Source organism: Sphingomonas sp. DMC6 (genome assembly GCF_056314225.1).
On the sequence record NZ_JBQUYT010000011.1, the window covers coordinates 78,980 to 92,622 of the forward strand.

Consider the following 13,643-nt stretch of genomic DNA (forward strand, 5'->3'; position numbering starts at 1 on the left):
TCTTCCAGACCATAAGCAAGGGATCAAGCCGACAAAGTGCGGCAGCGGCGAAGTCCGCATCCAAGAAGAGCCCATGCGGGGAGAGGAAATGATGTCGTATCCAGCAGGATCTGCGCGTTCGCGTGCGCGTCTGTGCCGCCGGTCCGCACTCGTGGCGGTGATGCTCAGTCTGCCGGCGCTTGCGCATGCCCAGAGCACGGAAGCAGCGAATCAGACCGAGGAAGGCAGCAACGAGGCGGAGCCGGTGATCGTGGTCACCGGCACCAGCATCCGCGGCGTTCCGCCGACCGGATCGGGCCTGATCAGCGTGTCGCGGGAAGATGCCAAGATCATCGGCGCGGCGAGCACCCCCGAACTGCTCGCGACGGTGCCGCAGCTCAACAGCTTCAACACCGCCCCGCGCGTGAGCAATGGCGGCCTCGGCTCCTTCGCGCCCGGCCTGCGCGGCCTGCCGAGCGCGGCCACCCTGCCGTTGATGAACGGCCACCGCCTGATTTCCGGCAGCACCCAGCAGACCAACCCCGACTATCCGTTCATCCCCGAACTGGCGATCGAACGGGTCGAGATCGTCGCCGACGGCGCCTCGGCGGTCTACGGGTCGGATGCCGTGGCCGGGGTGGTCAACTTCATCACCCGCACGCGCGTCTCCGGGCTGGAGGCGAACGTCCGCTATGGCATGGCGGACGATTACCACGCGTTCAACGCCGGGGCGATCACGGGCAAGGACTGGGGCAGCGGATCGATCGTCGCCGCCTATCAATATCAGGAAAACAGCAACATCAAAGGCGCGAACCGCGACTATCGCTCGCTCGATTTCCGCGCCGTCGGCGGCGTCGATACGCGCTCTACGGTGTGCCCCGACGCGAACGTCAATTTGTTCACCGGTACGATCTACGCCGCGCCCAGCCTAGCGCCAGGCATCAACACTTGCGATCCGCGCGGGGCAGTCGATCTGCTGCCGGAGAACCGGACGCACAGCGTGCTCGTCTCGGGGCGACAGAAATTGTCGAGCCGCGTCACCGCCTGGGCCGATCTCCTCTATTCGGACCGTCGCGACATCGTGCAGGCGGCGCTGCCCGGACAGACCTTCGTGCTGCTCACCGCCGCCAATCCCTTCTTCCGCGCGCCGCCGGGCACGAATACCCTCTTCGAATATGTCGACTTCCGGCCGGACCGGCTGGTCGGCGCCGACCACTTCGATCAGCGCTTCCGGGTGCGCGCCGGGAACGCGACCGCCGGCATCGACGTCGATCTGCCCGGCGACTTCAAGGCGACCGCCTTCGGCACGATCAACTGGTCCCGCAACGATACCTTCCAGCCCGGGATCAACACGACGGCGCTGACCGCTGCCGCAGCCGGCACCACGACCGCCACGGCGCTCGATCCGTTCGGTACGCGAACGAGCCCCGCCGTTGTGGCGGCGATCCTCGACAATCCCACCGATTTCACCAACCATCAGCGCCTCGAGATCGGCGCGGTGAAGATCGACGGCCCGCTTGCCAGCCTGCCCGGGGGCAAGCTCAAGGTGGCGCTGGGCGCCGAATATCGTCGCGAAACCTATACCCAGCGCGGATCGAGCGGCGGCGTCGGCTTCCCCGAAAACCTGGGGCGGAACGTCCAATCGGTGTTCGGCGAACTCTTCGTGCCGTTGTTCGGCGAGGGCAACGCCGCGCCGCTCGCCCGCAGCCTCACCCTGTCGCTCTCGGGGCGCTACGATCACTATAGCGACTTCGGCTCGACGACCAATCCGAAGCTGGGCGTCACCTGGGAGCCGATCGTCGGCGTGAACCTGCGCGGCAGCTATGGACGATCGTTCCGCGCGCCCGGGCTGCGTGATCTCGGCTCGACCGTCGGCTCCTATTACTCCGCAGCGGCGCTGGTGGACGCGTTCGGAGCGCGCGATCCGGCGCGCGGCGCGACCCAGGTCAACACCATCCTCCTGTACGGCGGCAACGGGAATCTGGAGCCCGAAACCGCGCGAACCTGGTCGCTCGGCGTCGACTTGCAGCCGAGGTTCGTGCCCAATCTGAGCGCCAGCGTCACCTTCTACGACATCAAATATGACGACGTGATCGGGACGCCTTCGGGGCTCGGCGCGCTGCTGTTCAGCGATCCCACCTTCGCCTCCCGGGTGATCCGCAACCCCACGCCGGCGCAGGTGGGCGCGGCGATCGCCGATACCGTGCCCTTCTTCTACACCTTCGCGGCCGTCCCGACGATCGGCAACATCCTCGACCTGCGGCAGGGCAATTTCGGCGTTCGCAAGACCAACGGCCTGGATTTTGACGTGCGGTACCGGCATGCCACCGGCTTCGGGACGATCTTCGGCGGCATCGCCGGAAACTACATCCTGAACTACACGAACCGGCTGTCGCCCACTTCCCCTGAAAGTGACTCGCTCGACGCGGGAATCCCGCGGACCACGCTGCGCACCACGCTCGGGTTCACCGCCGGGCCGGTGACGTTCGTCAACTTCGTCAACCACCGCTCGGGCGTGACCGCATCCTACGCCACGCCCACCGGCTCGAGCCTCTATACGGCCGGTGGCTACACCACTGTCGACCTGCGCCTGACGGTGCGGTTGCCCGATGTCGCGTTCGCCAAACGGACCGAGCTCGCGCTGCAGGTGAACGACCTGTTCGACGCCACGCCGCCCTTCTTCCCCGGCACTGACGGCATCGGCGGCGCCTACAACCCCATCGGACGCTATGCCGCGATGAGCCTGCGGACGTCCTTCTAGCCCGCCCGAGCGGCGCTGCCTACCGCGCGCAGCGCCGCTCGCGATCTCACCAACAGCCAAGGTTTGCCACCTCGATGACCCCTCCCGGTACCAGCGTGCACGTCCCGGCTCCGATCCCGCAGATCCGCCTTTACCGCGACTGGTTGAAGGCGGCGCGGGGACGGGACTTCGCCACCTACGAGGATCTGCGCCGCTGGTCGGTCGACGATCTCGACGGGTTCTGGCGCAGCATCTGGGACTATGACGGCATCGAATCACCGACGCCGTTCGCCGCTGTGCTGAGCGCCGATTCCATGCCCGGCACGCGCTGGTTTGACGGGGCGCAGCTAAACTATGCGCGACACGTGTTCCGCCATGCCGCCGCCGCGGACGCCGCGGACCAGCCAGCGATCATCGCCATGGACGAGAGCGGCGGCAGCGTCGCGATCGGATGGGGAGAATTGCGGCGGCAGGTGGCGTCGCTCGCGCTCACGCTCCGCGGACGCGGCATCGTGCCGGGCGACCGTGTCGCCGCCTATCTGCCCAACATTCCCGCGGCGGTGGTGGGGCTGCTCGCCTGCGCCAGCCTGGGCGCGATCTGGACCTTGTGCTCGCCCGACATGGGCACCGCTGCCGTGCTCGACCGCTGGCGCCAGACCGCGCCCAAGGCGCTGATCGCGATCGACGGCGTCTTCTATGCGGGCAAGGCGCTCGATCGGAGCGCCGCCGTGGCCGCCATTCGCGAACAGCTACCGTGCATCGAAACGGTGTTGCTTGTGTCCACCGGATGCGGCGCGAACGACGTGTACGACGCCATCGACTTCGCCGCTGCAACGGCGCGCGAAGACGCGACCGTCGCTGCGTTCGAGCCGCTATGGCTGCCCTTCGACCATCCGCTGTGGATCCTCTATTCGAGCGGCACGACCGGACTGCCCAAGGCGATCGTCCACGGCCATGGCGGCGTCGTGCTCGCGACCGCCGCAGGTCGGCTGCATTTCGACCTTGGCCCGAGCTACGAAGCCAACACGCGCGGGGATCGCTTCCACTGGTACAGCGCGAGCGGCTGGGTGATGTGGAACATCCAAGTTGGCGGGCTGCTCAGCGGCACGACGATCTGCCTGTTCGATGGCTCGCCGAGCGGTACCAAGGCCGCTCCCGACTGGACCCGGCTCTGGGACTTCGCGGTGCGCAGCGGCGTCACCTGGTTTGGCGCGGGCGCCGCCTTCTTCGCCCAGTGCCGCAAGGCAGGGATCGAGCTGGCGCGCATTCCCGGCCTGAGCCGCATCCGCGCGCTCGGCAGCACCGGATCGCCGCTGCCGCCCGATGTGCAACGCTGGGGAACGGCGCAGTTCGCCGCCATCGGACGACCCGGCATCTGGTGGTGCAACGTCAGCGGGGGCACCGAGATCGCCGCCGCATTCCTGGCCGGCAATCCCGAACTCCCGGACACGCCCGGCCGGCTGCAATGCCGCCATCTGGGTGCCGCGATCGAAGCCTGGGACGAGGCGGGCAGGCCGGTCATCGACACGGTCGGCGAGATGGTGTGCACGCGTCCGTTTCCGAGCATGCCGCTCCATTTCTGGGGCGATGCGGACGGCAGTCGCTACCGCGATTCCTATTTCGCCGCATGGCCGGGCGTGTGGCGGCACGGCGACTGGCTGACGATCGGCAGCGACGGCAGCTGCACGATCTCGGGCCGCAGCGACGCGACGATCAATCGCCATGGGGTGCGCATGGGGACCGCGGAAATCTATGCCGCGGTCGAGCACCTGCCCGAGATCGCCGACACCATGATCATCGATGTCGAGGATGCGGAGGGCGACAGCCAGCTGCTCCTGTTCGTCGTACCCGCGGCGAACCAGCCGGTCGACACGCGCATGGAAGCGGCGATCGCCGCAGCGATCCGCTCCAGCCTGTCGCCCCGCTTCGTGCCCGATCTGCTGATCGCCGCACCCGGCATCCCGCGCACGCTTTCCGGCAAGAAGCAGGAGCTTCCGATCAAGCGGCTGTTCGCCGGATGGGCCGCCGCCAAGGTGGTGCATGCCGACGCGACGGCCACGCCCGAGCTTCTGTCCTGGTACATCGAACAGGCGCAGCGCTGGCAACGCGAGCGTCGCTCCGGCGCCTCATCTGACATGGGAGACGCATCATGAAGGTTGGCGTTGTCGGCGCCGGGCTGATGGGCGCGGAGATCGCGCTCGTCTTCGCCTTGGCCGGGCACGCGGTCCTGCTGCACGATGCCAGCGAGAGTGCACTGGCCGGCGCCCTGGCTCGGCTGGGTGGCATCCTCGAGAAGGGTGTCGCGCGGCAGATCTACGCCGCCGATGTGGCTCAGGCTGCGCTTGCCCGGATCGTTCCGGTCGATGGCGTTGCGGCAATGGCCGACTGCGCGATGGTCACCGAGGCGGTGTACGAGTCGCTCGACGCCAAGGCCGCGGTGTTGCGCGCGCTGGACGAAGCCTGCGCCCCGACGTGCATCCTTGCATCGAACACGTCGACGCTGCCGATCTCGACGCTTGCAGCGTCCCTGACGCCGGCGCGTCGGGCGCGCTTCCTCGGCACCCATTATTTCTCGCCGGTCTCGCGCATGACGCTGGTCGAGGTGATCCCCGGTTTCGCATCGGACGATGCAATCGTGGACGAGGTCACCGCCGTACTCGCCGGGCTCGGCAAGCAGCCCGTGCGGATCAAGGATGTTGCCGGCTTCGCGGTGAACCGGATGCTGCATGCGCTGCTGATCGAGGCGGTCAAGCTGGTCGAGGAGGGCGTGGCCACTCCGGCCGACCTGGACGTCGCGTGTCGGCTGGGCCTGGGGCATCCGATCGGCCCGTTCGCGCTGATGGACATCGTCACGTCGGACCTCTGCCTGCAGGTGCAGCAGATCCTGCACGACGCCTATGGTGAGCGCTTCCGCCCGCCGGCATTGCTCAAACAGCGCGTCGCCGCGGGCTGTGGTGGCGGTACGAAGCGACCCGGCTGGCTGGCGACGGACCGGACATAGACGATGCTGGAGAGGAAAAAGCGGATGATCGACGCGCAAGCCATGGGGGCAGCGCCCGGCGGCGGCTCCACGCCGGTGCGGGGCGCGCGGATCACGCTTGCCATGCTGTGCTTCGTCTATGTGCTCAACTTCCTCGACCGGCAGCTGATCTCGATCCTGGCAAAGCCGATCCAGGAGGGGCTGGGCATCACCGACGGCCAGCTTGGCCTGCTCACCGGCTTCTATTTCGCGCTTTTCTATTGCTTCATCGCGATTCCGATCGGCTGGCTCGCCGATCGCACCAGTCGCGTGAAGGTGCTCGCAGCGGCCTGCGCCATCTGGAGCGCGGCGACCGCCGCCTGCGGCATGGCGGGCAGCTACCCGCAGCTCGTGGTGGCGCGGATGATGGTCGGCGTCGGCGAGGCCGGCGGCGTGCCGCCATCCTATGCGATCATCTCGGACAGCTTTCCGCGCACGCGGCGGACGACGGCGATGGCGATCTTCAATCTGGGCCCGCCGATCGGCTCGGCGCTCGGCGTTGCCTTCGGTGCCTCGCTGGCAGCCGCTTTCAACTGGCGCATTCCCTTCTACGCGATCGGTGCGGTGGGCGTGGCGGCAGCGCTGGCGGTGTATTGGCTCGTCCGCGAGCCGCAGCGCGGCGCTACCGACGGTCGTCCTGGAGCTTCTGCGCCGACGCCGGTGCCCGAAAGCTTTGCCGCGACGATCGCGCGGTTCTTCCGCAATCCGCTGCTGCTGATGGCGTCGCTCGCCAGCGGCGCCGGCAACTTCATCACCTATGGCCTGCTCAATTTCACCGTGCTGTTCCTGATGCGCGAAAAGGGGATGACGCTGCAGGAAGTGGCGCTCTGGTATGCGCTCGTCGTCGGCATCGGGATGAGCGCGGGCATCTATGCCTCGGGGCGCATCGTCGATCGGTTCGCGCGGCGCAGCAAGACCGCCTACGCCAACGTGCCCGCCGCTTCCCTCGTCCTGGCGCTGCCCTTCTTCCTCGCCTTCACCTGGGCGCCGAGCTGGCAGGTCGCACTGGCCTTTCTGGCGGTGCCGATGTTCCTCAACTCCTTCTTCCTCTCGGCGACCGTCACCTTCGTCCAGAGTGAAGTGGCCCCTGAGCGCCGCGTCATCTCGGGTGCGCTGCTGCTCCTCGTGATGAACTTCATCGGCCTCGGCCTCGGACCGACCTATGTCGGCCTCGCCAGCGACCTTTTCCGCCCCACCTATGGCGATCATGCCCTGCAGGCGGCCTATTTCGCGCTGGCGCCAATGTATCTCGTCGCCGCCGCGCTGTTCCTGTGGCTCGCGCGGCTGATCCGCCGATCATCCCCCGCCGGTGCAGCATGCGTCTAGCCGAAGCAACAGATCGGAATCTTTGGAGAGGATCATGAAACCCAAGCACTGCCTCGCCCTTCTAGCCGCGAGCGCGATCGGCGCGCTGGCCCCTCACCTTGCGTGGGCGGAAGCGGGTGATCCTCTCTCCGACGGCGGCATCCGCTGCGCGGCAATGATGCGCCTCAAGCTGGCTGACACGACCATCTTGAGCGCGGCCATGGTGCCCGCCAAGCCCACCGAGTCCACGGCCGCCGGCGACGTGCCCGGCTATCGAAGCTTTTGCCGCGTCGTCGCCCGTGTGCGCGCTGAACCCGGCTCGGATGTGGGGGTGGAGCTGTGGCTTCCCGCGCAGGGCTGGAACGGCGTGTTCCACGGCAATGGCAGCGGCGGGTTCGGCGGCAACTTCGTGCTGGGCTATCCGGGGATGGTCGAGGGGCTAAGGCGCGGCTTCGCGACGGCGACCACCGATACGGGTACCGCGCCCGCCACGCCGCTCGAGGGCGAGGCCCTCGCCGGTCAGCCGCGCAAGTGGCGCGACTGGGGGCGGCTTTCCACCCATGTGATGACCGTCGCCGGCAAGGCGATCACCAAGGCCTTCTACGGGAAGGCGCCGCGGAAGGCGTATTACACCGGCTGCTCGACGGGCGGGCAGATGGGACTGATCGAGGCGCTCTACTATCCCGGCGACTATGACGGCATCCTGGTGGGCGCACCGGTGATGAACCGGACCTGGGGTCACGCCGCCGTTCTGTGGGACTATGCGGCGGCCAATCGCGCGCCGGGGCATCTGCTCTCCGACGCCAAGCTCAAGCTTCTCCACAAGACAGCGATCGCAAGTTGCTGGCGGCAGGGCCGCGGGCTGGCCGGCGACCCGTTCGTTTCCGATCCCCTGCGCTGCACGTTCGATCCACAGGTGCTGCTGTGCAACGGCGCGGCGTCCGACACCTGCCTGACCGAGGGCGAGGTTGCCACCGCGCGCGCTTTCTATGCCGGCCCCACCGGCCGCGACGGCAAGCCCGCCTATTTCGGCTGGCTGCCGGGGAGCGAGATGCCTGGCACGTTCGGCTGGTCCTTTCTGCAAAAGCCGATCAATGGCCAGCCCCCCTTCGGTGCGCTGTTCCAATGGGTGTTCGGCCCCGACTGGGACTGGCGGCGCTTCGACGTTGACCGCGACATGCCGATTGTCGACACGCGGCTGGATCCCATTGTCAATGACGCGATGCGAGGAAGCCTGGAGGCATTTGCGAGCCGCGGCGGCAAGCTAATCGTGTTTCATGGCCTTGCCGACACGCTCGTCCCACCCGGGCAGTCGGTTGCCTTCTTCGATCGCCATGCCGAACAGATGGGTGGAGTCGCGAAGCTGGCCGGCAGCGCGCGCCTGTTCCTGGTTCCCGGCATGATGCATTGCGGCGGCGGTACCGGACCGGTTGCCTTCAACACCGCGTCGGGCATCCCGCAGCGGCCGCCCTGTGACGACGCGCAGCACGACATGTTCTCGGCACTGATCGCTTGGACGGAAGGAGGGGAGGCGCCCGCCAGGATCGTCGCGACACGATATTCCGATGACGATGGCGACGTGATCGCGATGCAGCGTCCGCTTTGCCCTTATCCGGCGCGAACTGTGTATCGGGGCACGGGATCTACTGCGGCGGCCAACAGCTTCCGGTGCGAACTTTCTCAGCAGTGAGTAGATACTTCATGGTCGCGCCGTCAGGCATACTGCGATCAGGTGTCAGTGCGAGGATCTCCGCATCGGCCAAGGGCGTGAGCAGCGGACCGACCCGCCCCGTTGTCTGCGCTGCGCCGATGGATGGCTTCCCGTAGCCCCTGCTGTTGCAGTCGTCTCGCACCCTAAAGCGAAATCTCAGTCTGACCAGATTGGCCCCCTTCGTCCTGGTCACCATCCGCACCCACTGCATGGGCTGGCGCGAGTCCGCTGTCTCCGAATGGCTCGATAGCCTCAAGGCACAGGAGACTGCCGTCAGCCCGCGAGCCTGACGATTCCCCTCAGCACATCCGTAATGCAACAATCGCGCGAGGTGAAACGACCGCGGCCCATCAGATGATCTCAGAGCACACCGTTTCACCTCACCCCGGCGATCCGCCGGACATGCGCACCGTCACAGCGAAGCATATACGCCCGCAACACGTTGACGGTCTCGGTCAGCCCATCGGCTTCCATATCCAGCAGCAGCACCTCGGCCGCTTGACCCGCCCGCGCGTCCGTCGAATGGCCGCCAAGGCCTTGGCCGATGGTCAGCCGGTGCGGCGTTGCCAGAACGGCGCGTCCGGCCACCGCCGCTCCATCGCATAATAGGTTCGGTGGTGCGCATGATAGGCGTGCCATGTAGTCGCGCGCGGTCTCGGGGAGGTCCTCGAATGCGAAGGCCCACACGATCTTGACGCTCACCGAGGTGGTGAAGCGGAACGTGCGGTCGGTCTTGTTGTAGAGCGCCAGGCCTTTCGGGGGGGGGCGGCGGGTCAGATAGTCGTCCGTCGGGCCCATCCCCTCGATCTTGAGGGCGCCCTCGGGGCCCAGGATGATCCCGTCGGTATCCGGCAAGAGCGGATAGTTCTCGTCGGTGTTGAAGTTGAAGCCGCGCGAGAAGACCCGTCGGGTCATGCTCTGCAGGCGGGGGCTCTTGCGACGGACACATCCCTGATGCCAGTAACGGACAGGGTGTTCACTGGGGCCTGACCGATGCTCATCAGCATCTCGTTGACGGCTTCCAGCTCCGTCATCGCGGAGATAATGGGCATAGGTGAAGCTCCAGGGGGAAGGTTTTAGCGGCCAACATGAAAGCGTTTTTGATAACGGTGATTGGCGGCTTCAGGCAGCCGGTGCCGCCTTCGCGCGCGGCTTGCGCGCGGGCTTCGGGGCGGGCGCTTCGGCAGGCGCATTGCGCGCTGCGCGGCCCTTGGCGCCCAGGCCAATCTTGTGCGCCATCGCGCGGCGCTGCTCCGAATAGGTCGGCGCCACCATTGGGTAATCCGCCTTCAGATTGTAGCGCGCGCGATATTCCTCAGGCGTCAGACCGTGTGTGCTCAGATGCCGGCGCAGCGTCCGATACGGCTTGCCGTCGATCAGCGAGATGATGTGGTCTTTCGAGGCCAGTGATTTGCGGACTGAAACGGCCGGCGTGAATTCTTCCGACGCAGGTTCTTCGCTGGCAACTTCCGCGCTGGCGACACCACCTGAAAGTTCAATCACATCTGCATGCATCTTCCGCAGAAACGTGGAGACATCGTCCATCGTCGCGCGATTGTTCGGGTTCGATAACCAGGCAATGGTGAGGTCGCTTGCGAGTTCAACGGGGTCGGTATTGCTCTGCTCAGACATTCTGCGTCCCTGCTCCTTGTTTTTCGGCATGCTGCCGACCTTTTGATTATAGGAGCGTGCGTACTCCGTCTGCTAAAATATGTTGGAAGATGCCGCGACATTACTCATTCTGCAGTTGCTCAAATGCGCGACGCCCACGTCTTCGCCATAGCGCCAGCGCCTGATCGCGTTGTTCGCCTTTGAGCGTGGCGGCAGCATCGATCATCACACCGAACAATACGGCGCGATCATCGTCGGTAAGTTCGACCAGTCCGGCCTTCGCAACCAGGCCGCCCAGCTCGATCAGCTGGCGCGTTCGCTCGCGTCGCTTCACCACCCATTCCCGGGTGTCATTCCGCGCCCGCTGCGCTTCCAGCTGGTGTCGCGCCGCCGTCAGCTGCCGCAGCCGATGCTGCACGCGAACGAGCGCGACAGCGCGCTTTTCCCTGTCGCTGAAAGAAGGCCGCGCCACGCTGGCGCCAGTCCTCCCGTGCGATCATGTCGGACGCGCTGACAATGGCGAGCAGTGCGCCCGCCAGCTGCTCGACCGGCAGCGCATCGGCACCGGTCGCGACTACCAGCTCGCCAAGCTGCCGGAGCTTGGCTTGTTTGAGCTGCCTCGCCTTACTGTCGAGCGCCTTCAGTTCCGAATCAAAGTCACGTGGTTTGCGCATCGAACCCTCCGCAGTTGATGGCTGATGTTCGGTGATTTAGGAACTGCATCGATCAGCGCAAATGTCGTGAAACATCTTGGGATGATCACGTCGCGAAAAAGATGAAATCTTTTGAGGGCGCGCTTATACGTCGTGCCGACGTCGCTTGTTTGGTGTAAATGGATTGCCGCTATGGCGATCTACCATTTCTCGGCCAAGATCATCAGCCGCGCCAGCGGATCGTCCGCGCTGGCCGCTGCTGCCTATCGCTCGGCGTCGCGGCTCCATGATCAGCGGCTCGACCGGCATCACGACTTCTCCAACAAGGCCGGCGTTGTGCATTCGGAAGTGCTGCTGCCGGACGGCGCCCCCGAGCATCTCACCGATCGGGAGAGTCTGTGGAATGCGGTCGAGGCCGTCGAGCTGCGCAAGGACGCACAGCTGGCCCGCGAGATCGAATTCGCGATCCCGCGCGAGCTGGACCAGGCTGAGGGCATTCGGCTCGCACGGGCGTTCGTCGAACGGGAATTTGTCGCGCGCGGCATGATCGCTGATCTCAATGTGCACTGGGATGTCGGCGCCGATGGCGAAGCCAAGCCGCACGCGCATGTTATGCTGGCGTTGCGCGAGGTGGATGCCGAAGGGTTCGGCAAGAAGAACCGCGACTGGAACCGCACCGACCTTCTGGAGAAATGGCGCGAGCGCTGGGCCGGGCACGTCAATGCGCGGCTGGCCGAGCTGGATATCGATGCACGGGTCGATCACCGCTCGCTGGAAGCGCAGGGCATCGATCTCGAACCGCAGCACAAGATCGGCCCGGCAGCGGCCCGAATGGCCGAACAGGGCCTCACCTCCGAGCGGCTGGAAGAGCATCACGAGATCGCCCGCGCCAATGGTGAGATGCTGCTCGCCAATCCGGCGCTAGCGCTCGACGCTATCACCCGCACCCAGGCGACCTTCACCACCCGAGATCTGGCGATGTTCGTGCATCGCCATAGCGAAGGGAAGGAGCAGTTCGACCAGGTGATGGCGGCGGTGCGTGCATCGCCCGAGCTGGTGAAGCTGGACAAAGACGGTCGCGGCGATGCGAACGGTCGCCCCTTGAGCTTCTTCATGACCGCCGGCCAGATCAGCGACTATATCGGCGCAGCGGCCCTGCTCGATGAACTGCCCAGAGCACAATGGCTGCTCGCCGACCGGGGCTATGATGCCGACTGGTTCAGGGATGCGCTGGAGGAAAAGGGCATCAAGCCCTGCATCCCGGGCCGAAAATCCCGCAACGAGCCCATCAAATACGACAAACGCCGCTACAGGCGACGCAACCGGATCGAGATCATGTTCGGCCGTCTGAAGGACTGGCGCCGCGTCGCCACCCGCTACGACCGCTGCCCGACCGTCTTCTTCTCGGCGATTGCACTCGCTGCCACCGTCATCTTCTGGCTCTGATCAGTGAGTCCTGAACCTAGGTATGATTGCAACCGCACGATGATCCATGCCTTTACGGTCCGTGATTGATCTTCAGTTTTATGTGAGGGCCGGGGCAGCCGTTGGCGAGTGTTAGAGCGGTTTCCGTTCATTCCGGTTCGTATCCGCAAGAACTGAAGTAGTTGGCGCACTCGGCGGGCTTGAAGATATCGACGAGCCTGCCGATGAGGTCCCAGAGGCCGGAGACGGTTCGCTCGCCGGCTTTTCGCAGCATGGCCTTGAGGCGTGCGAAGGCTTTCTCGATCGGGTTGAAGTCGGGGCTGTAGGGCGGGAGGAAGCGCAGGGTTGCTCCTGCGGCCTCGATGAGCACCTGCACCGATGCGCGCCTATGGCTCGACAGATTGTCCATGATGACGACGTCGCCGGGCCGCAGTTCCGGGACGAGGACCTGGTCGACATAGGCTTCGAACCAGTCGCCGTTGATCGGCCCATCGAGCACCATGGGCGCGACCATGCCGGTCATGCGCAGGCCGGCGACCAAGGTGGTGGTCTTGCGGTGGCCGTGCGGGAAGCCCATCCGCAGCCGCTCGCCTTTCGGGCAGCGGCCGTGGCTGCGGGTCATGTTGGTGGCGGTCCACGTTTCGTCGATGAACACCAGGCGTTCCGGGGCCAGATCGAGCTGGCCGTCGAACCAATGCCGGCGTTGCCTCAGGACGTCGGGGCGGTCTTGCTCGACCGCGTGCCCGGTCTTTTTTTCCGCGTGATCGCGTGGCGCACGAAGAAGCGATGCAGCGTGCCGATCCCGACCGACACGCCCCGTTCGACGAGCCGCGCCTGGATCTCAACCAAGGTCATGTCGCCCTGCTCGGCAACCAGCTCCTGGATGAAGCCGCCATGCGCCTCGATCCTGCCGGAATGCCGGTCTCCTCCGCGCGGCTTGGCGACGGCCTGGCCATGTCGAAGGGCAAGTTGCCGCCAGCGGATCGCACTCGACGCGCTGACACCAAAGCGATCGGCCGCTGCGCGGCAGCTCAACCCACCATCAATCGCCGCGATGACCCTGTCCCGAAGGTCCTGCGAAAGCGTTCGCGCCATCCATGCTGGCCTCCTCCAACCAGCAGAAAGCGTGATGATGTGGACGCCCCCGCACCGGGCGGCAGCTATGCTGTTGCCCGGCATCTGCAGAGGAGTGTTCACGAT

11 protein-coding genes and 2 pseudogenes are annotated in these 13,643 nt (G+C 66.0%); 7 read left to right on the forward strand and 6 right to left on the reverse strand.

The genetic code is table 11. The annotated features are described in order from the left end of the window. Window positions 1-88 precede the first annotated feature (88 nt). The 5 genes from ACT53M_RS18345 (at window position 89) to ACT53M_RS18365 (ending at window position 8,733) form a co-directional block, all read left to right on the forward strand. Window positions 89-2,740 carry a TonB-dependent receptor plug domain-containing protein gene (locus tag ACT53M_RS18345; RefSeq protein ID WP_476235240.1) on the forward strand — a complete coding sequence of 884 codons (2,652 nt, stop codon included), beginning with the start codon at window positions 89-91 and terminating at the stop codon, window positions 2,738-2,740. 74 nt (window positions 2,741-2,814) lie between these two features. Then, window positions 2,815-4,872, forward strand: coding sequence for an acetoacetate--CoA ligase (locus tag ACT53M_RS18350; RefSeq protein WP_476235242.1), 2,058 nt, complete (start codon window positions 2,815-2,817; stop codon window positions 4,870-4,872). Further along, entirely contained in the window at window positions 4,869-5,720 is an 852-nt protein-coding gene (locus ACT53M_RS18355) for a 3-hydroxyacyl-CoA dehydrogenase family protein (RefSeq protein WP_476235243.1), read from the forward strand. The genes ACT53M_RS18350 and ACT53M_RS18355 overlap by 4 nt, the downstream gene beginning before the upstream one ends. A 24-nt stretch (window positions 5,721-5,744) precedes the next feature. Further along, window positions 5,745-7,064: a spinster family MFS transporter gene (locus ACT53M_RS18360; protein ID WP_476235244.1), complete on the forward strand. Its 1,320-nt coding sequence runs from the start codon at window positions 5,745-5,747 to the stop codon at window positions 7,062-7,064. A gap of 34 nt (window positions 7,065-7,098) precedes the next feature. Next, entirely contained in the window at window positions 7,099-8,733 is a 1,635-nt protein-coding gene (locus tag ACT53M_RS18365; protein ID WP_476235246.1) for a tannase/feruloyl esterase family alpha/beta hydrolase, read from the forward strand. A 396-nt stretch (window positions 8,734-9,129) separates the two neighbouring features. On the opposite strand, the gene ACT53M_RS18370 is transcribed toward ACT53M_RS18365, so the two are convergent. From ACT53M_RS18370 to ACT53M_RS18390, 5 genes are all read right to left on the reverse strand, one after another. Continuing rightward, window positions 9,130-9,678, reverse strand: a complete 549-nt coding sequence (locus tag ACT53M_RS18370; protein WP_476235255.1) for a hypothetical protein — start codon at window positions 9,676-9,678, stop codon at window positions 9,130-9,132. Next, complete coding sequence (locus ACT53M_RS18375) at window positions 9,666-9,806, reverse strand: hypothetical protein (RefSeq protein ID WP_139216606.1); 141 nt, start codon at window positions 9,804-9,806, stop codon at window positions 9,666-9,668. The genes ACT53M_RS18370 and ACT53M_RS18375 overlap by 13 nt, the downstream gene beginning before the upstream one ends. 70 nt (window positions 9,807-9,876) lie before the next feature. Then, complete coding sequence (locus ACT53M_RS18380) at window positions 9,877-10,386, reverse strand: Ros/MucR family transcriptional regulator (protein ID WP_476235248.1); 510 nt, start codon at window positions 10,384-10,386, stop codon at window positions 9,877-9,879. 100 nt (window positions 10,387-10,486) lie between these two features. Beyond that, entirely contained in the window at window positions 10,487-10,699 is a 213-nt protein-coding gene (locus ACT53M_RS18385; RefSeq protein WP_476235250.1) for a conjugal transfer protein TraD, read from the reverse strand. Between the two features lie 16 nt (window positions 10,700-10,715). Further along, the gene (locus ACT53M_RS18390; protein ID WP_476235251.1) at window positions 10,716-11,039 is read right to left on the reverse strand and encodes a conjugal transfer protein TraD; all 324 of its coding nucleotides are present in this window, start codon (window positions 11,037-11,039) and stop codon (window positions 10,716-10,718) included. Window positions 11,040-11,210: 171 nt separating this feature from the next. Here ACT53M_RS18390 and mobQ point away from each other — a divergent pair. Next, window positions 11,211-11,798: pseudogene (gene mobQ, locus ACT53M_RS18395) on the forward strand (MobQ family relaxase); the annotation flags it as partial. Window positions 11,799-12,101: 303 nt separating this feature from the next. Beyond that, a pseudogene (locus tag ACT53M_RS18400) lies at window positions 12,102-12,464 on the forward strand (IS5 family transposase); the annotation flags it as partial. Between the two features lie 127 nt (window positions 12,465-12,591). Here ACT53M_RS18400 and ACT53M_RS18405 read toward each other — a convergent pair. Further along, window positions 12,592-13,538, reverse strand: a protein-coding gene (locus ACT53M_RS18405; protein ID WP_476235252.1) for an IS630 family transposase whose coding sequence is annotated in 2 segments (ribosomal slippage) — window positions 12,592-13,202 and window positions 13,202-13,538 — 948 coding nt in all. Because the reading frame shifts where the segments join, the coding sequence is not laid out codon by codon here. Between the last annotated feature and the right edge of the window lie 105 nt (window positions 13,539-13,643).

What these genes read in the sequence shown, in the direction of transcription:
- ACT53M_RS18345 (WP_476235240.1), top strand. Translation starts at nt 89, where the DNA reads ATGATGTCGTATCCAGCAGGATCTGCGCGTTCGCGTGCGCGTCTGTGC.
- ACT53M_RS18350 (WP_476235242.1), top strand. Translation starts at nt 2,815, where the DNA reads ATGACCCCTCCCGGTACCAGCGTGCACGTCCCGGCTCCGATCCCGCAG.
- ACT53M_RS18355 (WP_476235243.1), top strand. Translation starts at nt 4,869, where the DNA reads ATGAAGGTTGGCGTTGTCGGCGCCGGGCTGATGGGCGCGGAGATCGCG.
- ACT53M_RS18360 (WP_476235244.1), top strand. Translation starts at nt 5,745, where the DNA reads ATGATCGACGCGCAAGCCATGGGGGCAGCGCCCGGCGGCGGCTCCACG.
- ACT53M_RS18365 (WP_476235246.1), top strand. Translation starts at nt 7,099, where the DNA reads ATGAAACCCAAGCACTGCCTCGCCCTTCTAGCCGCGAGCGCGATCGGC.
- ACT53M_RS18375 (WP_139216606.1), bottom strand. Translation starts at nt 9,806, where the DNA reads ATGCCCATTATCTCCGCGATGACGGAGCTGGAAGCCGTCAACGAGATG.
- ACT53M_RS18380 (WP_476235248.1), bottom strand. Translation starts at nt 10,386, where the DNA reads ATGTCTGAGCAGAGCAATACCGACCCCGTTGAACTCGCAAGCGACCTC.
- ACT53M_RS18390 (WP_476235251.1), bottom strand. Translation starts at nt 11,039, where the DNA reads ATGCGCAAACCACGTGACTTTGATTCGGAACTGAAGGCGCTCGACAGT.